At 63.9% G+C, this 22,557-nt stretch carries 18 protein-coding genes; 9 read left to right on the forward strand and 9 right to left on the reverse strand.

The features are described from left to right. Positions 1-10: 10 nt before the first annotated feature. From CCC_RS18490 to CCC_RS18505, 4 genes are all read right to left on the reverse strand, one after another. Positions 11-1,360 carry a S41 family peptidase gene (locus tag CCC_RS18490; protein ID WP_009869548.1) on the reverse strand — a complete coding sequence of 450 codons (1,350 nt, stop codon included), beginning with the start codon at positions 1,358-1,360 and terminating at the stop codon, positions 11-13. Next, a complete protein-coding gene (locus CCC_RS18495) occupies positions 1,357-2,874 on the reverse strand; it encodes a peptidoglycan DD-metalloendopeptidase family protein (RefSeq protein WP_041042287.1) in 1,518 nt (505 codons plus the stop codon). Before CCC_RS18495 ends, CCC_RS18490 begins: the two co-directional genes overlap by 4 nt. Next, positions 2,861-4,423: a 2,3-bisphosphoglycerate-independent phosphoglycerate mutase gene (gpmI, locus tag CCC_RS18500; protein ID WP_009869546.1), complete on the reverse strand. Its 1,563-nt coding sequence runs from the start codon at positions 4,421-4,423 to the stop codon at positions 2,861-2,863. Before gpmI ends, CCC_RS18495 begins: the two co-directional genes overlap by 14 nt. Before the next feature lie 74 nt (positions 4,424-4,497). Further along, positions 4,498-5,496 carry a hypothetical protein gene (locus CCC_RS18505; protein ID WP_009869545.1) on the reverse strand — a complete coding sequence of 333 codons (999 nt, stop codon included), beginning with the start codon at positions 5,494-5,496 and terminating at the stop codon, positions 4,498-4,500. Between the two features lie 233 nt (positions 5,497-5,729). Between CCC_RS18505 and CCC_RS21350 the strand changes: the two genes are divergently transcribed. Beyond that, positions 5,730-7,646, forward strand: coding sequence for a M12 family metallopeptidase (locus tag CCC_RS21350; protein ID WP_152619800.1), 1,917 nt, complete (start codon positions 5,730-5,732; stop codon positions 7,644-7,646). Positions 7,647-7,739: 93 nt separating this feature from the next. Here CCC_RS21350 and CCC_RS18515 read toward each other — a convergent pair whose 3' ends face one another. The 3 genes from CCC_RS18515 to ccrA form a co-directional block, all read right to left on the reverse strand. Further along, a complete protein-coding gene (locus tag CCC_RS18515; RefSeq protein WP_041042289.1) occupies positions 7,740-8,333 on the reverse strand; it encodes a DUF6624 domain-containing protein in 594 nt (197 codons plus the stop codon). 197 nt (positions 8,334-8,530) lie between these two features. Continuing rightward, on the reverse strand, positions 8,531-10,192 hold the full coding sequence (locus CCC_RS18520; protein ID WP_009869542.1) for an acyl-CoA dehydrogenase family protein: 1,662 nt from the start codon (positions 10,190-10,192) through the stop codon (positions 8,531-8,533). A gap of 73 nt (positions 10,193-10,265) precedes the next feature. Continuing rightward, positions 10,266-11,522 carry a crotonyl-CoA carboxylase/reductase gene (ccrA, locus tag CCC_RS18525; RefSeq protein ID WP_009869541.1) on the reverse strand — a complete coding sequence of 419 codons (1,257 nt, stop codon included), beginning with the start codon at positions 11,520-11,522 and terminating at the stop codon, positions 10,266-10,268. Positions 11,523-11,737: 215 nt separating this feature from the next. Between ccrA and CCC_RS18530 the strand changes: the two genes are divergently transcribed. Both CCC_RS18530 and CCC_RS18535 read left to right on the forward strand, forming a co-directional pair. Then, positions 11,738-13,735, forward strand: a complete 1,998-nt coding sequence (locus CCC_RS18530) for a protein meaA (protein WP_041042291.1) — start codon at positions 11,738-11,740, stop codon at positions 13,733-13,735. A gap of 225 nt (positions 13,736-13,960) precedes the next feature. Beyond that, a complete protein-coding gene (locus CCC_RS18535; RefSeq protein WP_041042293.1) occupies positions 13,961-15,373 on the forward strand; it encodes a hypothetical protein in 1,413 nt (470 codons plus the stop codon). Positions 15,374-15,617: 244 nt separating this feature from the next. Here CCC_RS18535 and arsC read toward each other — a convergent pair whose 3' ends face one another. Further along, on the reverse strand, positions 15,618-15,965 hold the full coding sequence (gene arsC, locus CCC_RS18540; RefSeq protein ID WP_009870864.1) for an arsenate reductase (glutaredoxin): 348 nt from the start codon (positions 15,963-15,965) through the stop codon (positions 15,618-15,620). 30 nt (positions 15,966-15,995) lie between these two features. Between arsC and CCC_RS18545 the strand changes: the two genes are divergently transcribed. Beyond that, entirely contained in the window at positions 15,996-17,285 is a 1,290-nt protein-coding gene (locus CCC_RS18545) for a mechanosensitive ion channel family protein (RefSeq protein ID WP_041042295.1), read from the forward strand. A gap of 102 nt (positions 17,286-17,387) precedes the next feature. Then, the gene (locus tag CCC_RS18550) at positions 17,388-17,909 is read left to right on the forward strand and encodes a GAF domain-containing protein (protein ID WP_041042297.1); all 522 of its coding nucleotides are present in this window, start codon (positions 17,388-17,390) and stop codon (positions 17,907-17,909) included. Positions 17,910-18,029: 120 nt separating this feature from the next. Here the strand turns inward: CCC_RS18550 and CCC_RS18555 are convergent, their stop codons facing one another. Then, positions 18,030-18,596, reverse strand: coding sequence for a regulatory protein RecX (locus CCC_RS18555; protein ID WP_236686410.1), 567 nt, complete (start codon positions 18,594-18,596; stop codon positions 18,030-18,032). On the opposite strand from CCC_RS18555, the gene CCC_RS18560 reads away from it, so the two are divergent. The 4 genes from CCC_RS18560 (at position 18,595) to hslO (ending at position 22,508) form a co-directional block, all read left to right on the forward strand. Beyond that, the gene (locus CCC_RS18560; protein ID WP_041042627.1) at positions 18,595-19,407 is read left to right on the forward strand and encodes an ABC transporter permease; all 813 of its coding nucleotides are present in this window, start codon (positions 18,595-18,597) and stop codon (positions 19,405-19,407) included. The two genes, CCC_RS18555 and CCC_RS18560, sit on opposite strands and share 2 nt — an antisense overlap. A gap of 136 nt (positions 19,408-19,543) precedes the next feature. Next, entirely contained in the window at positions 19,544-20,698 is a 1,155-nt protein-coding gene (locus CCC_RS18565; RefSeq protein WP_082036670.1) for an aspartate aminotransferase family protein, read from the forward strand. Further along, positions 20,695-21,612, forward strand: coding sequence for an ornithine carbamoyltransferase (gene argF / locus CCC_RS18570; RefSeq protein WP_009870858.1), 918 nt, complete (start codon positions 20,695-20,697; stop codon positions 21,610-21,612). Before CCC_RS18565 ends, argF begins: the two co-directional genes overlap by 4 nt. Beyond that, positions 21,609-22,508 carry an Hsp33 family molecular chaperone HslO gene (gene hslO, locus CCC_RS18575; RefSeq protein ID WP_009870857.1) on the forward strand — a complete coding sequence of 300 codons (900 nt, stop codon included), beginning with the start codon at positions 21,609-21,611 and terminating at the stop codon, positions 22,506-22,508. The genes argF and hslO overlap by 4 nt, the downstream gene beginning before the upstream one ends. Positions 22,509-22,557 lie beyond the last annotated feature (49 nt).

Below are 22,557 nucleotides of genomic sequence, written 5' to 3' on the forward strand. Positions count from 1 at the left end.
CGAGCCCCGCTTACCGCTGGGCCGGACGGTACAGCGACAGGCCGCGCAACAGATCCAGGGCGCGGGCCAGCTGGTAGTCCTGGGCCGGATCGCCCAACTTGATGGGCGCCGGAGCCTCGGCCTTGCCGCCTTCGCCCTTGGGCTGTTCGGGGGCCTTGGTTTCCTCGGCTTTTTCCTTTTCGGCGGGCTTGGCCTTTTCCCCATTGGGATTGGGCAGGGCCTTGCGCAAGGACGCTTCCGAGCGGCGCTCCACCACGGCGCCCGCCACCGGCTCGACCTTGGACTGGGCGGCCTTGATGTCGGGTTCGATGCCCACCGCCTGGATGGAGCGGCCCGATGGCGTGTAGTACCGCGCCGTGGTCAGACGCAAGGAGCCGTGGCCATGCAGCGGCATCAGGGTCTGGACCGAGCCCTTGCCGAACGAGCGGGTGCCCAGCAGCACGGCGCGCTTGTGATCCTGCAGCGCACCGGCGACGATCTCCGAGGCCGAGGCCGAGCCGTCATTGATCAGCACCACCAGCGGCAGGCCGTCGGCGATGTCGCCGGGCCGGGCGTTGAAGCGCTGGGTATCCTCGGGACGGCGCGAACGGGTCGATACGATCTCGCCCTTGTCCAGGAAGTCGTCGGACACCGCCACCGCCTGGTCCAGCAGGCCGCCGGGATTGTTGCGCAGATCAATGACGAAGCCGGTCGGCGTCTTGCCGATATCCTTCTTCAACTGGGCCATGATGCGCACCAGATCGGCGTGGGTGGTGGCGCTGAACTGGGAGATGCGGATATAGCCGATATCGCCGTGGGTCTGGCCCTTGACGGTCTGCACCTTGATGACGGCGCGGGTCAGCTTGATGTCGAAGGGCTGTTCCACCCCGGCGCGGCGCACGGTCAGCTTGATGTCGGTATTGACGGTGCCGCGCATGCGATCCACCGCTTCCGACAGGGACAGACCCTGGACCTGCTCGCCGTCCAGATGGGTGACGAAATCGCCGGGCTGCATGCCCGCGCGATAGGCCGGGGTGTCGTCGATGGGCGACACCACCTTGACCCAGCCGTTCTCCATGGTCACTTCCAGGCCCAGCCCGCCGAACTCGCCACGGGTCTGGATGTCCATGTCCTTGGAGTTCTTGGGGTTGAGATAGCTGGAATGGGGATCCAGCGAGGCCAGCATGCCATTCAGCGCCGCCTCGATCAGGTCCTCGTCATTGACGGGCTCCACATACTCGCTGCGCACCTTTTCCAGCACTTCGCCGAACAGGTCGAGAAGCTTGTAGGTTTCCTTGCGCTCGGCGGCGGAAACGGGGGTGAGGGCGGTCGTCGACAGCAGGGCGAAGGTACCCGCCGCGATCAGGATCTTGCGAATCATCCACTGGCCTTACTTTTTTGTGCCATGAGCCAAGGCAACGGGTTGACCGGCTGGCCATTGCGGCGCAGCTCTACATAAAGGTTGGGCTTGCTGTCGTCCTGCCCCATGACACCGACGGGTTCGCCCGTCAACAGCTTCTGGCCGACGGTACAATCGATCTGCGCCATTCCCGCCAGCAGCGTATGATAGCCTTCGCTGTGTTCGATGATCAAGAGAAGGCCGTAACCCCGGAACGGACCGGCAAAAGCCACATGTCCGTCATAGGGCGCGATGACCTGGGCGGCCTTGCGGGTGTTGATGGTGATGCCCTTGGCCACCTGGCCCACATCGTTGGGCTGGCCGTAGGTTTCGATGATGCGGCCGCGGGCGGGATAGGGCAGGCGGCCCTGGGCCTGGCTGAACGGTTTGTCGTTCTTTACCGGGCGGGTGGCGGCGGCCTCGCGCGAGGCTTGTTCCGCCTCATGGGTGGCCTTTTCGGCTGCCAGCTGCTTTTCCTTGGCTTCGGCCTGGGCCTTCAACTCGGCTTCCTGGGCGGCGCGGGCGGCGGCATCCTCGCGGATGCGGGCCTCGGCGGCGGCCTGCTGGGCCGCCTTGCTGGCTGCCTCGTCGCGGGCACGGGCCTCGGCGACGGCCTGTTGCGCGGCTTTTTGGGCAGCCAGTTCGGCGTCGCGCGCCGCTTTCTGGGCGGCCAGTTCAGCTTCGCGGGCCAGGCGCCGGGCCGTGGCCTCGGTTTCGCGGGCGATCTTTTCGGCGGCGGCCTTGGCGGCGGCCTCGGCGATCCGGCGCTCGCGCTCCTGGTCCAGGCGGGACAGCAGATCGCGCAGATCCTCGGCCTGGCTGCCCAGATCCTGAAGGCGGGCCTCCAGGGCGCGGCGCTCCTGCTCGGTGGCGTTCTGGACCTGGAACTTGCGTTCGAACATGTCCTTGATGCGGACATGCTCGCGTTCCAACTGGGAGGTGGTGCTGGCGATCAGCTTGCGCTGCTCGCCGATTTCGGTGCGCAGTTTCGCGACGCCGTCGATCTCGACGCGCAGTTCGCGGGCTGATTGCTCGATCTGGGGCACGGCGGCGCGCAGCAAAATGGCCGAGCGCACCGTATCGGCGGGGCTTTGCGGCTGGGCCAGCAGGGCCTCGGTGGGGCGCCAGGCCAGCCGTTGCAGGGCGGTGAGTACGCCCACCATCTGGCGCGAGCGCCGTTCCAGGGCGTCGGAGCGGCTGATCTCGCGCTTTCTCAACTCCTCGAACTGGCTCTCCAGGTCGGACAGCAGGTCCTCGCTTTCCTGGGCGGCACGGGCGGCCTTGACCATGTCGGTGCGCAGCCGCGCCGTTTCGGCGGAGAGTTCCTCGGCCTTGCGCCGCACATCCTCGTGCTCGGCGCGCGAGCGTTCCAGTTGGCCTTCCAGTTCCTTGAGACGCTCGCCCGCATCCACCGGACGGTCCCAGGTGGCCAATGCGGGCGCCGCCCCGGCAAGGAGCAGCGCCGTTGCGAAGAGGGCTCCCTTAACCCGCCGCACGGAGGGACTGGCGCAGCAGGGATTGGCCGCCCATCTCGGCTGGCTGGGGCAGTCCCAGCAGGGCCAGCAGGGTGGGCGCCACATCGGCCAGACGGCCGTCGCCGATGCCATCGATTCCGGCGGGCGGGGCGACCAGCACGGCGGGAACCGGGCCGGTGGTGTGGGCGGTGTGTGGCTCGCCCGTCACGGGGTCCTTCATCTGCTCGGCATTGCCGTGATCGGCGGTGACCAGCATGGTGCCGCCCGCCGTCTTCACGGCCGTCTCCAGTCGGCCCAGGCAGGCATCCACCGTCTGAGCGGCGGCGATGGCGGCCTTCATGAAGCCGGTATGGCCCACCATGTCGCCATTGGCGTAGTTGACGACGATCACGTCGAAGGTGCCGCCCTCGATGGCGGCGATCAGCTTGTCGGTGACTTCCGCCGCGCTCATCTCCGGCTGCAGGTCATAGGTGGCGACCTTGGGGCTGGGGACCAGGATGCGCTCCTCGCCCGGAAACACCATCTCGCGCCCGCCATTGAAGAAGAAGGTCACATGGGCGTATTTCTCGGTCTCGGCGATGCGCAGCTGCTTGAGTCCAGCGCGGCTCAGCACCTCGCCCAGGATGTTGTCCAGGGTCTCGGGCCCGAACAGGGTGCCAAGGAAGGCGTTGAGGTCCTTGGAATATTCGGTCAGCCCCAGGCGGGCGGCGAAGCTCACCTGACGGGCACGGGCAAAGCCGTCGAAGGCCGGGTTGACCAGGCAGTCCAGGATCTCGCGCGCCCGGTCGGCGCGGAAATTGCCCATCAAGAGCCCGTCGCCGTCCTTCATGCCCGCGTAAGAACCGATCACGGCGGGAAGCATGAATTCGTCGGTCTTGGAATCCGCATAGGAGGCGGCGATGGCGGCCAGGGGATCGGCCCCGGCCACGCCCTTGGCCTCCACCATGGCGTTCCAGGCCAGCGAGACGCGGTCCCAGCGCTTGTCGCGGTCCATGGCGTAATAGCGGCCCGAGACGGTGGCGAGATGAACGTCGTGGCCCTTCACGGCGGCCAGGAAGCGCTCCATGAAGCCCTTGGCGCTGCTGGGCGGCGTATCGCGGCCGTCGAGGAAGGCGTGGACCTGAACCGTGACGCCCGCATCGGCGATGGTCCGGGCCAGGGCAGCCAGATGATCCTGATGGGAATGCACGCCGCCGGGGCTGAGCAGCCCCATCAGATGCATGGCGCCTCCCCTGGCCTTGACCGCCGCGATGGCCTTGGTCAGTTCGGGATTGGCGGCCAGCGAACCATCGGCCACGGCGGTGTCGATGCGGGGCAGATCCTGCATCACCACACGGCCAGCGCCCAGATTCATGTGCCCCACCTCGGAATTGCCCATCTGGCCATCGGGCAGTCCCACCTGCAAACCGGAGGATTGCAGCAGCGAATGGGGATAGCTGGCCAGGAACCGGTCCCAATTGGGGGTGTCGGCCTGGGTGATGGCGTTGTCGGCGGAATCTTCGCGCCAGCCCCAGCCGTCCAGGATGCACAGAACGACAGGACGGGGGCGGCGGGGGGAAGCATTGGACATGGCGGGCGGACCTGTAATGGCAAGGAAACGCTTATGGCCCGCACCTTATCCTTATTCAGGCTTTCCCGCCAGTTCTAGGCAGCGGGCAGTCTGTTCTTCAAACCTTCAGGCAGCGGCGCCAGGACCAGCCTGCGGGCATGGTGCCAGAAGGCCGACAGGCTAAGCAGCACCGAGCCGATCACCAGGGCGGTCAGCGCGAAGGCCGCGGTCGAAGACCCTGCCGCCTCGAACAAGGTGGTGGCGGCATACAGCACATAGGCCAGGGCCGAAACCAGCAGGGCGCGGCGGTCTACCGCCAGGGCCACCAGGGCGAGGACGGCATAGAGGACCACCGCTCCCACGGCTCCGGCGATGGTGGCACCTCCGGCGCCCAGCAGGGAAAAGACCGGGTGGACGATCATGGGGGCGGCGGCCAGATGCAGCCAGAAGGCCACGTCCGAACGCCGTGTCTTGCGCGCCAGATCACCCGCATCCCAGCGTAGAGCCAGGGCAAACAGCGCCAGCCCGGCGATGAAGACCAATGGCAGGAAGAACTCCCGCAGTGCCGGGACGAGGGCGAGGCCTAGGGCCAGCACGGCTCCGGCTCCGGTGACGGCTCCGGCGGCGATGGTGATGGGCACCATGAAGCGGCGCCAGTGCGCCCAGGCGGCCAGGGCGGCGATGGCGGCCGAAGCGGCGACGCCATAGCCGCCCCTGGCGAAATCCTCCACCCCCACCACGCCGAGCCCGGTGGAGAACACGCCCCAGACGAAGGCCAGCAACAGGGCCAGGCTGGGCAGGGCCATGCGGCGCTTGCGGGTAAAGTACTCGGCGAAGGCCCAGGCGGCGGCGGCACCCGCGGCGCCCCCCAGAATGGGGCTGACCTTGCCCGCCAGCCAACCCAAGGCCCACAGCAGCAAAACGGCGGCGATGGTGACGAAAATATCGTTGAAGCTGGTGACGAGGCGCACGCTCTCCTCGTCCGCCTCATGGGCATTCTGCCGCTTCGCGACAAAGTCCCGGAACGCTATGGCCGTTTCGGGCGTCAGGATTCCGGCGGCACTGGCCGCGTCGAGATCATCGTCACTGTACATGCCGGCTCACCTGCTGTTGCGCTGCCCATAGAACATGGTGGGGCCGGTGGGGGCAAGGGGGAAGGGTGTGAAACTATTAAAGTGTTCTTGCTGCTAGTCATATTACAAAGAGAATAGTTACAATGCGAGTCTTGAGCTAAAGGTTGCTGTGATAGCCAATAAACAGGGGATGGATGCATATTAAAATTATACAACACGTATAAATAGTGGACGTGGTGTTGAGATCCGTCCCCATGTCGAAAACCCATCCGAACCAGCTTCGGATCAAGGAGAGCAAAGACATGGCGACATCTTGCAATGCCACCGATCACCTCAATGACCTCGCCTGCACATGCACGATCAAGACCGTTGATCCGTCGTTGCTGGTCGCCGCGGCAGCCAGGGCGGTCGCGATCAATCCAGCCAACGCGCCGTCTCGGCATCTCATGGCCATGGCACCTGATGATGTGGTTCTTCCGCCGGAACATTTGGCGGTTCTGACCAATAAATACTGGGGCAAGAACGGAGTCACGCTGACCGTGGGCTTCCTGGACAATCCGCCCGCCGACCTGCGCGCGCGGATCTTGGCGCATATGAATGCGTGGGGCACTTACGCCAATACCCACTTTGCCGAAAGCAATGTCGATCCGCAGGTGCGCATCTCACGAACCGCCGGAGATGGTTACTGGTCGTATCTCGGCACAGACGTGCTTACCATTGGGGCTGACAAGGCGACCATGAATCTCGATTCATTCACCATGAATACTCGGGATTCGGAATTCTATCGGGTGGTCCGTCATGAAACCGGGCATACGCTGGGCTTTCCCCACGAGCATAGGCGCAAGGAAATCGTCGATCAGATCGACTTCGAGAAGGCTGTCGCCTATTTCATGGCCAGTCAAGGTTGGACCCGTGAGAAGGTCATTAGTCAGGTCCTGACGCCGCTCCAAGACGCTGACTTGAACGCCACGGCTGACGCCGATCGTACCTCCATTATGTGTTATTGGCTGCCAGGCTCGATCATGAAGAACGGTGAGCCCGTTGTCGGCGGCGTGGATATTGACAAGGTGGATGCCGATTTCGCCGCCTCCATCTACCCCAAGCCCCGTTACCACGCCGTCTATCAGCAGGGCGATCCGGGCAACGGCATCGGCGGCTATGATCTGCATAGCGGTAACGACCGGGCCTTCGCCTTTGATTACGACCACAGCGGTAAGACGGACCATATCGCTCTTTACCGCCCCGCCACCGGCACGTTCTGGATTTTGAAGAACGACGGCGGCACTTTCACGCCGGTCTACCAGCAGGGCGATCCGGGCAATGGCATCGGCGGTTACGATCTGCATAGCGGCAACGACCTCGCCTTCGCCTTCGATTACGACCATAGCGGCAAGCAAGATCACATCGCGCTTTACCGTCCCGGCACCGGCACGTTCTGGATTTTGAAGAACGACGGCGGGACTTTCACGCCGGTCTACCAGCAGGGTGATCCGGGCAATGGCATCGGCGGTTACGATCTGCATAGCGGCAACGACCGCGCCTTCGCCTTCGATTACGACCACAGCGGCAAGCTAGATCATATCGCGCTTTACCGTCCCGGCACCGGCACGTTCTGGATTTTGAAGAACAACGGCGGCACTTTCACGCCGGTCTACCAGCAGGGCGATCCGGGCAATGGCATCGGCGGTTACGATCTGCATAGCGGCAACGACCGCGCCTTCGCCTTCGATTACGACCATAGCGGCAAGCAAGATCATATCGCGCTTTACCGTCCCGGCACCGGCACGTTCTGGATTTTGAAGAACGACGGCGGCGCCTTCTCGCCGGTCTACCAGCAGGGCGATCCCGGTAATGGCATCGGCGGTTATGATCTGCATAGCGGCAACGACCGCGCCTTCGCCTTCGATTTCGAAAATAGCGGTAAGAAGGACCATATTGCGCTTTACCGTCCTGGAACCGGCACGTTCTGGGTCGTGCGGAACCTGAAGGGTATCTTCAGTCCGGTCTACAACGAGGGTGATCCGGGAAATGGGATCGGCGGCTATGATTTGCATAGCACAGCCGATGCGGCCTTCGCCTTCGATTACGATCACAGCGGTAAGAGCGATCATATCGCGCTCTATCGCCCCGGAACGGGAACGTTCTGGATCGTGGAGAAGAACGCGCCTTAATCGTTAGGGCGGATGGGGGCGGGGGGCTGTGGTCCCTCGCCCCCTCAAGCCAAGGTCCTGAATGTCTCGAGCGGCTGTCATCGTGGGTTGGCGTTACGTCCGCCAGCCCACTTCACGGGCCAAGGCTTCCAGGACCGAACTGGACGCCTCCCATTCCTCAGGGGGAGGCGCGCCGTCGGATTGGGCGGCGGCGCGGGCCGTGGCGATGGTTTCGGCCAAAGGCGAGAGGCCCACGGCGGCGCGGCGGGCATCAACCTCGGCTTCGTCCTCGATGGGGAGCGGCGAGAGGCGGCCGCCTTGCCAATCCAATTGGGTGCCGTATTTCTGCGGGCGGCCTTCGAGCGCCCGGATGCGGTCCTCCAGCATGGCGGCGTGGCGCTTGGGCACTTCGTCGCGGTTGGCGGCGGATTTCAAGAGACCAAGACAGCGGCGCATGAAGCTGGGGCGCGAGACGGCATGCATGGCCACCAGCCAGGCGGCTTCGGCCCCGTCGGCGGCGGCGGCATCGACGGTGGGCCAGCCCTCGTCGTCGACGATCAGTTCCAGTTCGCGGGCATTGGCTTCATGCAGTTGGCGCAAGCCGAGGGGGTAGCCGCCCACTGGCTCGCCCGATTGCAGCAATTCGAGGCGCAACGCCTGCTCGGCGTCCTTCAACGCCAGCAAGCGGTGGCGGAAATGTCCGGCCAAGGGCGGCTCTCCAGAAGAGGTAAGACCAATCACTTGCCCAGGCTGATATGCGATTCGTCACCATAGATCAACAAATTGCTGGGCGGAGCACGGGTGCTCCATACCATCGGCCGTCATGGCCGGGCTTGACCCGGCCATCCATGGACCCCCGGGACAAGCCCGGGGGTGACGGCAAAATGAAGGCGGCTCGGCAACCGCTAGTCCCGCGCACCCGACAGCAGGCCGCGCGCGATGACCTGGGCCTGGATCTCGGCGGCACCCTCGAAGATGTTGAGGATGCGGGCGTCGCACAGGATGCGCGAGATGGGGTATTCCTCGGCATAGCCGTTGCCGCCATGGACCTGCAGCGCGTTGTCGGCATTGGCCCAGGCGACGCGGGCCGCCAGCAGCTTGGCCATGCCAGCCTCGATGTCGCAGCGGTGGCCCTCGTCCTTCTCGCGCGCCGAGAAATAGGTGAGCTGGCGGGCGATCATGGTTTCCACCGCCATCCAGGCGATCTTGCCGCCGACGCGGGGGAACTGGTAGATGGGCTTACCGAACTGGACGCGTTCATTGGCGTATTTCAGGCCCACTTCCATGGCGCACTGGGCCACGCCCACGGCGCGGGCCGCGGTCTGGATACGGGCCGATTCGAAGGTCTCCATCAGTTGCTTGAAGCCCTGGCCCTCGACGCCGCCCAGCAGGTTGGCGGCGGGGACCTTGAAGCCGTCGAAGCCCAGCTCGTATTCCTTCATGCCACGATAGCCGAGAACCTTGATCTCGCCGCCGGTCATGCCTTCGGCGGGGAAGGGATTGGCTTCGGTGCCGCGCGGCTTGGGCGCGATCATCATGGACAGGCCCTTCCAATCCTTGGTGTCGGGATTGGTGCGGACCAGGAGGGTCATCACATCGGTGCGCGCCGCGTGGGTGATCCAGGTCTTGTTGCCGGTCACCACGTATTCGTCGCCCTGTTTCACGGCGCGGGTGCGCAAGGACCCCAGGTCAGAGCCGGTATTGGGCTCGGTGAACACGGCGGTGGGCAGAATCTCGCCCGAGGCGATCTTGGGCAGCCATTCCTGCTTCTGCTCTTCGGTGCCGCCCAAACGGATCAGCTCGCCAGCGATCTCGGAACGGGTGCCGAGCGAGCCCACGCCGATATAGCCGCGCGACAGTTCTTCCGTCACCACGCACATGGACATCTTGCCCAGGCCCAGCCCGCCGTATTCCTCAGGGAGCGTCAGACCGAACACGCCCATCTCGGCCACATGATCGACCACCTCGATGGGGATCAGCTCGTCCTTGAGGTGCCATTCATGGGCGTGGGGGATGACCTCGTTCTCGGCGAAGCTGCGGAACTGGTCGCGGATGAGGATCAGGGTCTCGTCTTCCAGGCCCGGCTCGCCGAAATGGTGGCCGTCCTTGATCAGTTCGGCGATGCGGTCGCGCACGGCCGCCGTACAGCCCTGACGGCGGAGCGTGGAGGTGGCGGTGGTGGCGAATTCGTGGACCGCCTTGGAATCCAGGCCCAGATCGCCGGGGCGCACCATCTCGCCCTGGCTCATGGGGATGCCGCCGAAGATCTGGGCGGTGTATTCGCCGAAGGCCGCCTGCAGCATCAGGGTCTCCAGCTCGCCCAGCTTGCCCTCGGCGTCAAGACGCTTGGCCCAGCCCAGCATCTGCTGCAGCGCCGCCACATAGGTGGCCAGCCAGGCATAGCCGTGGGCGGCGGTCTGGTTGGCGTCGAACAGGGCGCCGTTGACCTTGCCATCCTTGCTGACCATGGCGGTGACATTGGCCTTGGCGGTCAGCCGCAGCTTGTCGAGAACCGCGAGTGCGGCTTCGCAGGTGGGGATCAGATCGGTGATCAGGATGGCGGTCATGGCGGCGTCCTCAAGGCGATTGAATAAGAAAAAAACCCTCTCCCGGTGCCGGGAGAGGGTTTTCACTCAAGGATTAACCCTCGATGCAGTCCTCGACAGTGTAGCGGCCGGGCTTGTGGGCCTGGACCAGCACCGCCATGTTGCCGGGTTTGTGCAGGTTCTTCAGCATCTGCATGTGGGCATGCGGGATGTCGTTCCAGGCATAGACCTCGGACATGCACGGATCGATGCGGCGTTCGATAACCAGCTGGTTGGCCTGGGAGGCCTGCAGCAGGTTGGCGAAGTGGCTGCCCTGGATGCGCTTCTGGCGCATCCACACGAAGCGGGCGTCGAAGGTCAGGTTATAGCCGGTGGTGCCGGCGCAGAACACGACCATGCCGCCGCGCTTGACCACGTTGCACGACACCGGGAAGGTGGATTCGCCGGGATGCTCGAACACGAAATCGACGTCGTTGCCCTTGCCGGTGATGTCCCAGATGGCCTTGCCGAACTCGCGGGTCTTCTTCATGTAGTCGCTGAAGACCTTGGGATCGCCGTCCACGTCGGGCAGCTGGCCCCAGCAGTCGAAGTCCTTGCGGTTGATGACGCCCTTGGCGCCCAGGCCGAGGACGAATTCACGCTTGTCCTCCTCGGACACCACGCCGATGGCGTTGCCGCCCGACACGGCCACCAGCTGGATGGCCATGGAGCCCAGGCCGCCAGCGGCGCCCCAGACCAGGACGTTGTGGCCGGGACGCAGCACATGCGGACGATGGCCGAACAGCATGCGATAGGCGGTGGCCAGCGTCAGGGTGTAACAGGCGCTCTCTTCCCAGGTCAGGTGCTTGGGGCGCGCCATGACCTGCTGCGCCTGGACGCGGGCGAACTGGGCGAAGGAGCCGTCGGGGGTCTCATAGCCCCAGATGCGCTGGGTGGCGGAGTTCATGGGGTCGCCGCCATTGCACTCTTCGTCGTCGCCGTCGGTCTGGTTGCAGTGAACCACCACCTCGTCGCCGACCTTCCAGCGCTTCACCTTGGAGCCCACCTTGTAGATGATGCCCGAAGCGTCGGAACCGGCGATGTGATAATCGGCCTTGTGATAGTCGAAGGGCGAGATGGGCTTGCCCAGACAGGCCCAGACGCCGTTGTAGTTGACGCCCGCCGCCATCACCATGATCAGCACTTCATGGGGATCGATATCGGGGGTATCGACCACCTCCACCTGCATGGCGGAGTCGGGATTGCCATGGCGCTCGCGCCGGATCGCCCAGGCGTACATCTGCTTCGGCACATGTCCGATCGGCGGAATCTCACCCAGCTCGTAGAGATCCTTGACCACCTGCTCGCTCATCCTAGAACTCCTTGACCCACTGGACGACACTTCCCCGACGCGGCCAGCCTCGGCGCTCGGTACACCGCCTTTTAGCGTTTTGTCGCTTTCTTCGCAATGCACAAAATGATAGTTTGTTTCGCGAAGTTGGGGAAATGGGAAATTTTAGGTCGCAGACCACCCCTAAGCCCTGGCAAAGTTGCATTTTTTTGAATGGATTCAGTCTGGAGCGCCCGATGACCGACAAGACCGCCCGCGAAGCCGCCACCCCGTCGCGTGAGAAGCCCTGGCTGTTCCGCACCTATTCGGGCCATTCCTCGGCGGCCGAATCCAACAAACTGTACCGTACCAATCTGACCAAGGGTCAGACCGGCCTGTCCATCGCCTTCGATCTGCCGACCCAGACCGGCTATGACAGCGACCATGCCCTGGCCAAGGGCGAAGTGGGCAAGGTGGGCGTTCCCGTCTGTCATATTGGCGACATGATGACGCTTTTCGAGGGGATCCCGCTCGAAAAGATGAATACCTCCATGACCATCAACGCTCCGGCGGCCTGGCTTTTGTCCTTGTATATCGCGGCGGCGGAACGCCAAGGCGCCCATCGTTCGGTCCTGAACGGCACCACCCAGAACGACGTGATCAAGGAATATCTGTCGCGCGGCACCTATATCTTCGCGCCGCAGCCCAGCTTGAAGCTGACCAGCGACGTCATCGCGTTTACCTATCGCGAGGTTCCCAAGTGGAACCCCATGAATGTCTGCTCCTACCATCTGCAGGAAGCCGGTGCCACGCCGGAGCAGGAACTGGCCTATGCCCTGGCCACCGCCATCGCCGTGCTCGACACCGTGCGCCCCACCGTTCCGGCGGCCGATTTCGAGCAGGTGGTCAGCCGCATCAGCTTCTTCGTCAATGCCGGCATCCGCTTCGTCACCGAATTGTGCAAGATGCGCGCCTTCACCGAATTGTGGGACGAGATCTGCGTCAACCGCTATGGCGTCAAGGACGAGAAGGCCCGGCGCTTCCGCTATGGCGTCCAGGTCAATTCGCTGGGCCTGACCGAGCAGCAGCCCGAGAACAACGTCTACCGCATCGTCATGGAAATGCTGGCCGTGGTTCTGTCCAAGAACGCGCGGGCCCGCGCCGTGCAGCTTCCCGCCTGGAACGAGGCCTTGGGCCTGCCGCGTCCCTGGGACCAGCAATGGTCGCTGCGCCTGCAGCAGATCATGGCCTACGAGTCCGATCTGCTGGAATTCGGCGACATCTTCGACGGCTCGCACGAGATCACCCGTAAGGTCGAATCCCTCAAGGAAGGCGCCCGCGAGGAATTGGCCCGCATCGACGCCATGGGTGGCGCCGTCTCGGCGGTGGAATCCAGCTACATGAAGCAGAAGCTGGTGGAATCCAATGCACGGCGTATCGGCGCCATCGAATCGGGCGAGCAGATCGTGGTCGGCGTCAACAAGTGGACCGAGACCGAGCCCAGCCCGCTCACCACCGGCGAGGGATCCATCATGACCGTCGATCCCAAGGCCGAGGCCGAGCAGATCGAGCGCTTGGCGGCCTTCCGCGCGTCGCGCGACGCCAAGGCCGTCGCTGCCGCCATGGCCGATCTGCGTTCGGCCGCGCAAGAGGGGCGCAATGTGATGGAGCCCTCCATCGCCTGCGCCCATGCGGGCGTCACCACCGGCGAGTGGGCCCAGGCCTTGCGCGATGTGTTCGGTGAGTACCGCGCCCCCACCGGCGTGGCGCGGGCTGCCGCCGAGATCAAGGGCGAGAAGATGGGCGCCGTGCGCCAGCGTGTGGAGGCGGTCTCCGCCAAGCTGGGCCGCCGGGTCAAGATCCTGGTGGGCAAGCCCGGTCTGGACGGCCATTCCAACGGCGCCGAACAGATCGCCGTGCGCGCCCGCGACGCCGGGATGGAAGTGGTCTATGAGGGTATCCGCCTCACCCCCGCCCAGATCGTTAACGCCGCCCTGGAAGAGGGCGTCCATGTGGTGGGGCTAAGCATCCTGTCGGGCAGCCATGTGCCGCTGGTCACCGAAGTTCTCGAGCGCATGAAGGCGGCGGGTCTGGGTGATATTCCGGTGGTGGCGGGCGGCATCATTCCGCCCGAGGACGAGAAGGTGCTGCTGGCCGCCGGCTGCGCCCGCATCTATACGCCCAAGGATTACGACATCACCGCCATCATGGGCGACATCGTCGCCCTGCTGGACGCCTCGCCCAAGGCGGCGTAAGGCGGAAAGGTTGGGTAAAAGGGCGCGCGGGACGGTTTTGTCTCGCGCGCTCTTTTTTCGCCATTTTCTTTACGAATTTCGCCATTTTCTTTACGAATGCGTTTTGGCCGACAGGCACTGACCTGCATCTCCTCGGCTTCCGCTGCATAGGGGGAACAATCGAAAGCACGTAAAAGGCGCAATATGTCGTTATATTTTGACTCGTAACGAGTTAAAAACCATGAAATGATCCCCAACGGTATTGAATGCGCAATTGCGCATAGCCTTAAGTGGCTGGAATTCGGGGGGGTCATGAGTTATTGCCGAGGGGTTGCTGTCTTTGCTGTTGCCCTTATCACGGGTATTTCGTCGGCTTTGGCTGAGGGCGCGGTTGATAAGCTGGATCGATACACGACGCCACCAGAGCCTCGTCAGTGGAAATTCGGTGAGGATGGTGGCGGAGGATTCCACACCAAGCCGTCCGCCGATAAGGTGCGAAATACCGCCAAGGACTGCGCCGCCCAGATCGCGTCCGATGTCGTCGCCAGCAATGCCTCGGGGCAGACGAAGGATGGCTGCGCCCCCTTCAAGTCTCTGCAGAGTCTTTGGGGGCCGTTCCTGAAACTCGACGCCGGAGCCGAAGCCAATTTTTGGCAGCCCAATGCGAGTGGCATAAGAATCGTCGACTACGACACCACCGGTTTCAAAGGGTACAGCCTGAGCGCCAGCTTCGGCCTTATGGACGGGGCTCCCATTCTATCGGCAAGCTATCGCGCTCCTTTCGACGGCACGTCGCGGCAAAGAGAGCTCATGCGCGCTGGCGGGACGTCGTCGCCGACAGGCATGGAGCAATTCAATGTCGCCCTGGAAATGACCAAGCATATGGGGCTTGCGGCTGACTGGCTGTTCGGGCCCGCTAAGTCCGGTTTCGGCCCCTATCTGTTCCGGACCATCGGCTCCTTCAAGCCGTCCTATCAATTCCAGCACTTCTTCGGTTTGGCGCAGGCCCACAGCAATATCGCCATCATTGGAGCGGGGGCGACACAACAGGGAAATATACTCACGGGAGGGGTCACGGCGCTCAATCCCGGCCAGGCCATGTCATTTCGAACCAATTTCGAGTCGGTGCGTGCATCCGTCGATCTCCTGGCGGGGAGCGTACCGAAGAAGACGGACGGCACTGATGCCTCCTTCCGCATCGGATATTTCGACACAAAGTACCGCCGTCCGACCGTCAATGGACATGCCGGTGCCGACTACTTCGTCTGCAACACATGCGGAGCAGGGTGGCGCTACTATCTGTTCGATACGACGTTCCGGAGCCGAGGTATGATGCTGGACGCCGAATTTTCGGGGAAGGGGCAGCAGTGGTCTGCTTATTTCGGGGCGGGCATCGATATCGGCATCGACAATGACGTGCGCGTGACCAACAGCTCCATCAATCTCTACCCCCGCGGCATTTCCTATTTCGGGTCGCGGCTCCGGGCTGGCTATCAGTACGACTTCCTGGGAAAGGACGAGATCGCGGGAATCTTCCTGCGACTGGATGGCGAAATTGCCAGCCATGCCTGGGTGTCCGAGGGGTCGATCATGGGGCGTTTGTATGGTGACAGCGATATGAACGAACGGATTTCCGCGTCCCTGGGCATTCGATTCTAGAGCAAGATGCCATATGAAAAATCTTCCGATTCTTCATAGTTCAAGGGCGCTCGGGCTGACCAGTTTTTCCCCCAGGCCTGAGGCTGAAAAATAAAAGGCGAGGGAGCCATCCGGGGAAACGGCCGGCTCCCTCGCCCAAAGCCTGTCTTCCCTGACGAGGAGGAGACGGCCCGTTTCGGCAATCTATACCGATTCCAACCTGTCCGCCAAGGGGCGGAGGGTTGCGTTTCGGTGAAGGCCGCTCTTACAGAATCGCCAGCACGCTTTCCGGAGGACGGCCCAGCGCCGCCTTGGCATCCGCCACCACGATGGGGCGTTCGATGACGATGGGGTTGGCGACCATGGCCTGGATCAGGGCCGAATCGTCCAGTTTGGCCGGATCGATGCCCGCCTCGGCGGCCTCCTTCTTGCGCAGGATCTCGGCGGGACGCTTGCCCAGCAAGCCAAGGATGCGGGCGAGTTCGGCGGCCGAGGGCGGTTCCTTCAGGTATTCCACGATTTTCGGGCTGATCCCCTTGTCCTCGATCAGCTTCAGCGTATCGCGCGACTTGCCGCAGCGCGGGTTGTGATAGATGGTGACCTGATCGGACATGCCTCGACCCTTCGAAAGCGGTTAAAGACGATGAGTGCTGTTGCCCATAATGGCGTCTTGGGGCGCCTGCTCGCCACCGTGTTGTTGCTGATCAGTCTGAATGGGGGCGTCCTGGCCCAGACTGCGGCACCGCCGCCCGTTACAGCTCCGCCGCCGCCGTCCGTTGCTGCCAGTCCCGAATTGCCCGGCCAGATCAACGCCATCGGCGACAAGGCCGCCGATGTGGTGGTGCAGAAGCTGGCCGATCATTCGGGCCGCGACCAGTGGGGGCATACGGCGGTCATCGTCGTTCTCACCCTTTTCGTGGCGTTCGGCGCCGACCGCCTGTCCCGAGGGGCTTGGCACCGCTTCGCCGGGCGCAAGCTTTCCGACGAACAGCGCAACCGCATCCGTCACCGCCTCGCCTGGCTGCGCCGCATCCTGCTGTTCGGCCTGGGCGCCGCCGTGGGACTGGTGATCATCCAGTCGCTGGGAATTTACGACGCTCTGGCGGTGGTGGGTTCGGAATGGGGCCGCCGCATCCTTTCGGGCCTGATCAACATCATCCTGGTCCTGGCCCTGGCCGTGGTGATCTGGGAGATCCTGCGCGCCGCCATCGAACGCTATCTGTCGGCCACCGATTCTGACGGCAACCAGTTGCAGCGCTCGGGCCGGGTGCGCACCTTGCTGCCCCTGGTACGCAATGCCGCGTTCTTCCTTCTGGTGGTGTCGGTGGGGCTGATCGTGCTGTCGGAACTAGGCGTCAATATCGCCCCGTTGCTGGCCGGGGCCGGTGTGTTGGGCATCGCCATCGGTTTCGGGTCGCAAAAGCTGGTCCAGGACATCATCACCGGCGCCTTCGTTCTGTTCGAAGACACCATCGCCGTCGGCGATGCCGTCAAGGTGGGCGAGCATGTGGGCACTGTGGAGGCCATCTCCATCCGCGCCATCAAGATCAGGGACGGCAACGGCGCGCTGCACACCGTGCCGTTCGGCGCCGTCTCCACGGTGATCAATTCCAGCCGGGGCTTCAATTACGCCGCCATGGACGTACCGGTGGCCTATGAGGTGGATACCGACAAGGCGGCCGAGGTGATCATCGCTCTCGGCGCCGAAATGCGCGGCGAGGCCGTCTGGGGGGCCATGATGATTGATCCGGTGGAGGTGCAGGGCATCGAACGCTTCGATTCCGCCTCGGTGGTCTTGAGAGTCCGCATCAAGACCACGCCGGGCGACCGCGTCACCTTGATCCGCGAATTCCACCGCCGCCTGAAACAGCGCTTCGACGCGGCGGGTATCCATATGAGCTCGCCCCAGGCCCAGAGGGTCGTTCCTGGATAAGACGCGCCTTTCGCGCGTCTCCAATGTTGTTGGGCGCGGGCGTGGTGCCTATCTTAGAAGTATCCGATTGCCGGAAGGGCCGGTTTGCCAGGGAGGACGGCCATGTTTCCAGTTTTCGATGTGGTGGAGATGACCGGGAGCCTGGGAAGCCGGATTGCCCTCGTCCATTCCCACCTGAAAGCTCTGCCCCAATGCGCGGCCATATGCCGGGTCTCGCTGGCCCTGCATGACGGTGTGTCGGGCATGGTCCGAACCCTGGCCTTTTCCAACAACGCCTCCCTCAACGTGAAGAGCATGGCCATCCCGTTACGCCAGGTGCCGTCCCTGGTGCAGTTGGCCAAAGCACGCTCGTATCGCCGGGTCGATGACGTGGTCGACGTCTACGACGGCGCCCGCGACCATTCCGCCGAACTCATCAAGAGCGGCATCCGGTCCAGCCTTACCTTTCCCATACGTCACGAGGAGTTACTGGTCGGATTCCTGTTCGCCAATTCTTCCGAACCGGAATACTTCACTCCGGAACGGGTGGACGCCCTGGCCCCCTATGTGACGATTCTGTCCCTGATGCTGATCGAGGAGAGCCGGAGGCTGAAGAAACTCGGGGTCGGCATGGTGGCGGTCTAGACCGTTTCGCGTTCATACGCGAACGGTCTAGCTAGGCCTGAGGCGGAAAAAGCTCCGTTTTTTCCGGGCTTAAACGCCGCTCGGGCTCAGGAGCATGATTCAATGTGATTGCATCATGCTCTAGCCGCCGATTTCGGGATCGGATTCCACCACCGCGCGGGCGATCTCCCATGAGAATCCCGCGCGGCCCAATGTGGCAAGGTCCTTGGCGCGGAACTCTGCGCGCTTGTCTTGGGCGCGGAACGGGCCGATCCGGCGGCGTCGCGCCAGGGTAAGGGCGGCATTCATCTCGGCGTCGCCATCCTGCTCGGACAGGGCGGCGGCGGTGGTCTCGGCTTCGACGCCTTTGGCGGCCAGGGTGGCGCAAATCAGGCGTGTGCTGGCACCCTTGCGCCGTAAACCGCGGACCTTGATTTCGGCATAGGCCGCGTCGTCGAGATAGCCGAGACCGGCCAGTTTTCCGATCACCGCTTCGACCAAGGACATGGCCTCGTCCCTCTCGCCGCCCCAATGGGCCAGGGAGCGATCGACTTTCCGCATGAGAACCCGGCGAAGATTGGCCCTGGACGAGGAATAGCGTTCGAGATAATGCAGCGCTGCATTCTCGATGTATGCTGGCGTGATCTTGGGCGGGGGGCGCCTTGATGTCTCGGAAATGGGGTCGGTCATGGAAAGCAAGTGTAGCATGAGAGACGATCAAAGCATCCTGCCGCCCGTCCCCCGCTCTTATGGCCGGGTCAACTGGCTGGGCGCCTGGACCCTTCTGATGAAGGAGGTGCGGCGCTTTCTCAAGGTCTATTTCCAGACCATCATCGCGCCCGTGGTCACCACCTTGCTGTTCCTCTCGGTCTTCGCCCTGGCTTTGGGGCCCGTGGCGGCCCAGGTCAAGGGCGTGCCCTTCGTCCAGTTCCTGGCCCCCGGCCTGATCATGATGGCCATCGTCCAGAACGCCTTCGCCAATACCTCGTCCTCCATCATCATCGCCAAGGTCCAGGGCAATATCGTCGATATGCTGATGCCGCCGCTCACGGGGGCCGAACAGACCGCCGCCGTGGCCCTGGGCGGTGTGGCGCGCGGGCTGGCGGTTGGCATCGCCGTGGGACTCGCCATGGCCCTGTTCGTCCCCATGCCGGTGCACAATCCCGCACTGATCGTCTATCACGCGGTAATGGGTTCGCTGATGCTGTCGCTGCTGGGCATGATGGGCGGCATCTGGGCCGACAAGTTCGATCACATGGCCGCCGTCACCAATTTCATCGTGACGCCGCTGTCCTTCCTGTCGGGCACCTTCTACTCCATCGACCGCCTGCCCCCGGCCTTTCACACGGTGGCCCTGGCCAATCCCTTCTTCTATATGATTGACGGGTTCAGGGCCGGATTCATCGGAGTGAGCGACGGATCGGTGGCTCTCGGCGTGATGGCCATGGCCATGGCCGATCTGGTCTTGCTGCTCATCACCTGGCGCATGCTGGACAGTGGCTACAAGCTCAGAAGCTGAGAAAACCCGCTCGCGGGTTGACATTCGAGGGTTTTCAACCGATATTCTGCCGCTTTCCATGAGCGCACTGGCCTTTTCGCTCGCATTCGCGAGACCGCCAGGCATTCTCGGGAGAGCGTTTGTGATACCAGTGGTGATGCCGACCTATGCGCGTTCCGACCTCGCTTTCGAGCGGGGCGAGGGCGCTTATCTGTTCACCATGGATGGTCGCCGCTTTCTGGATTTCGCATCTGGCGTGGCGGTCAACGCCCTGGGGCATTGCCATCCGCGTCTGGTCAAGGCCCTGGCCGGGCAGGCCGCCAAGGTCTGGCACACCTCCAATCTCTACCGGGTCCCGGGCCAGGAAAGTGTCGCCGCCAAGCTTGTGGGGCAGAGCTTCGCCGACACGGTGTTCTTTTGCAATTCCGGCGCCGAGGCGCTGGAATGCTGCATCAAAATGGCCCGGCGCTATCACTTCGCCGCTGGCAACCCCCAGCGCACCCGCATCATCTGCGCCGAGGGCGCCTTTCACGGCCGGACGCTGGCCACCGTGGCGGCGGGCGGTCAGAAGAAGCATCTGGAAGGATTCGCCCCGGCGGTGGATGGTTTCGACCATGTGCCCTTCGGCAATCTCAACGCGTTGCGGGCCGCCATCACCGAAGAGAGTGCCGCCATCCTGGTGGAGCCCGTTCAGGGCGAGGGCGGCATCGTTCCCGGCGATCCCGACTATCTGCGGCGCCTGCGCGCCACCGCCGACGAGTTCGGCCTGCTGCTGATTTTCGACGAGGTGCAGACCGGAATGGGACGCACCGGCACCTTGTTCGCCCATGAACAGGCGGGGATCGCTCCCGATATCATGGGTCTGGCCAAGGGGTTGGGCGGCGGCTTTCCGGTGGGCGCCTGCCTGGCGACGGCCAAGGCGGCCTCGGGCATGGTGCCCGGCACTCACGGCTCCACCTTCGGCGGCAATCCCCTGGCCATGGCGGTGGCCGACGAGGTCATGACCATCATGGCCGAGCCGGGCTTCCTGGACCACGTCCGGGCCGTGGCGCAAAAGCTGCGCACTGGCGTTGAAGAGGCCGCGTCGCGCTTCCCTGACGTGATCGAGGAGGTGCGCGGCTTAGGCCTGATGCTGGGTTTCAAGCCCCGCATGCCCAATACCGACATGGTGGCCCGTCTGGCCGCCAACGGCCTGCTGAGTGTGGGGGCCGGAGACAATATGGTGCGGCTGTTGCCGCCCTTGATCATCAATGACGCCCAAGTGGACGAAGCGGTGGGCATCCTGGCCCGCACCTTCGGCGAGGTGAAATGAACTCTGTCAACGCAACGGGCGCGCGGCGCCACTTCCTCGACCTGAATGAATTCGATACGGCGACGCTGCGCCATATCCTGGATCTCGGGCTGGCCTACAAGCAGGGCAAGGGACCCAAGGCGCCCCTGGCGGGCAAGATGCTGGCCATGATCTTCGAGAAGCCCTCGACCCGCACCCGCGTCTCCTTCGAGGTGGGCATGAAGCAGCTGGGCGGCGACGTCATCATGCTGGCGGCGGGCGACACTCAACTGGGCCGGGGCGAGACCATCGCCGATACCGCCCGCGTACTCTCGCGCTTCGTCGATGTGGTGATGATCCGCACCAATCTGCCGGAAAAGATGACCGAGCTGGCCAAATACGCCGACGTGCCGGTGATCAACGGCCTGACCGACGAATCCCATCCCTGCCAGGTTATGGCCGACGTCATGACCTTCGAGGAGCATCGCGGTTCCTTGAAGGGCAAGGTGGTGGCCTGGGTGGGTGACGGCAACAACGTGGCCGCCAGTTGGATACATGCCGCCGGTCACTTCGGCTGCGAGATCCGGCTGGCCTGCCCCGAGAGTCTGATGCCGTCGCGTAAGGCGGTGGACTGGGCGCGGGCCAGGGGCACCAGCGTGGTTCTGACCACCCATCCGGCCGAGGCGGTGGCGGGCGCCCATCTGGTGCTGACCGATACCTGGGTATCCATGGGCTGCCAGGACGACAATCGCCACGAATTGCTGGAACCCTATCAGGTCAACGAGGCGCTGATGGCCAAGGCCTCGCCCGACGCCCTGTTCATGCACTGCCTGCCCGCCCATCGCGGAGAGGAAGTGACCGATGCCATCATGGACGGGCACCAGTCGGTGGTGTGGGACGAGGCGGAAAACCGCATGCATGTCCAGAAGGGAATTCTGACCTGGTGCCTGGCTTGACCGATTCCGTCCTGCCCTTCTCGGTGATGGGCGGCGCGGTGCGCGGCCGTCTGGCCCGGCTTGAGGGCGCGCTGGACACCATTTTAGGCGACCAGCACGCCTATCCGGTGCCGGTGGCCGCCCTGCTGGCCGAAACCATGGCGCTGGCCGCCGTGCTGGCCACCTCCATGAAGTTCGACGGTATCTTCACCTTGCAGGCCCAGGGCAACGGCCCGGTCTCGCTGCTGGTGGCCGACGTGACCAGTGGCGGCGACGTGCGTGCCCATGCCCGTTTCGACGCCGCCCGCCTGGATCAGGTGCCCGTGGCGTCGCGGGCCTCGGTGCCTGCGCTGCTGGGCAAGGGCTATCTGGCCTTCACCGTGGATCAGGGCCCCGACACCGACCGTTACCAGGGCATTGTCGAGTTGGAAGGTCCTACTCTCGAAGACTGCGCGCGGGCCTATTTCAAGCAGTCGGAGCAGTTGGACACCGCCATCGAGGCCGCCATCCGCCCGCCATCCGGGGGACAGGGCTGGGCGGCCAGCGCTCTGATGATCCAGCGCATGCCCGCAGGCAGCGGCAGTGCCCCCATTCTGGTAGCCGAGGAGGCCGAGGAAACCTGGCGCCGTGCCGAGATCCTGCTGGCCAGCGTCAAGGGCGATGAACTGGTCGATTCCGCCCTGTCCCCGGACCAGTTGCTGTACCGCCTGTACCACGCCGAACAGCTTCAGGTCTTCGAGGCCAAGGCCATGCGGGCCCGTTGCCGCTGTTCCCGTGATCGCGTGGAGGCGACGCTTCGGTCGCTTCCCGTCACCGAACTGGCCTCGGTGGCCGACCCGGAGGGGCAGATCGTGGTGACGTGCGAATTTTGCCGTACCGACCATGTCTTCCGGTTGACCGAGTTGCAGTCGGCTTGACGGCCCGGTATACCGCACCGATATTGAGCCCAGATGTTTGCCAGCCAAG

This window comes from Paramagnetospirillum magnetotacticum MS-1, from assembly GCF_000829825.1.
GTDB lineage: Bacteria > Pseudomonadota > Alphaproteobacteria > Rhodospirillales > Magnetospirillaceae > Phaeospirillum > Phaeospirillum magnetotacticum.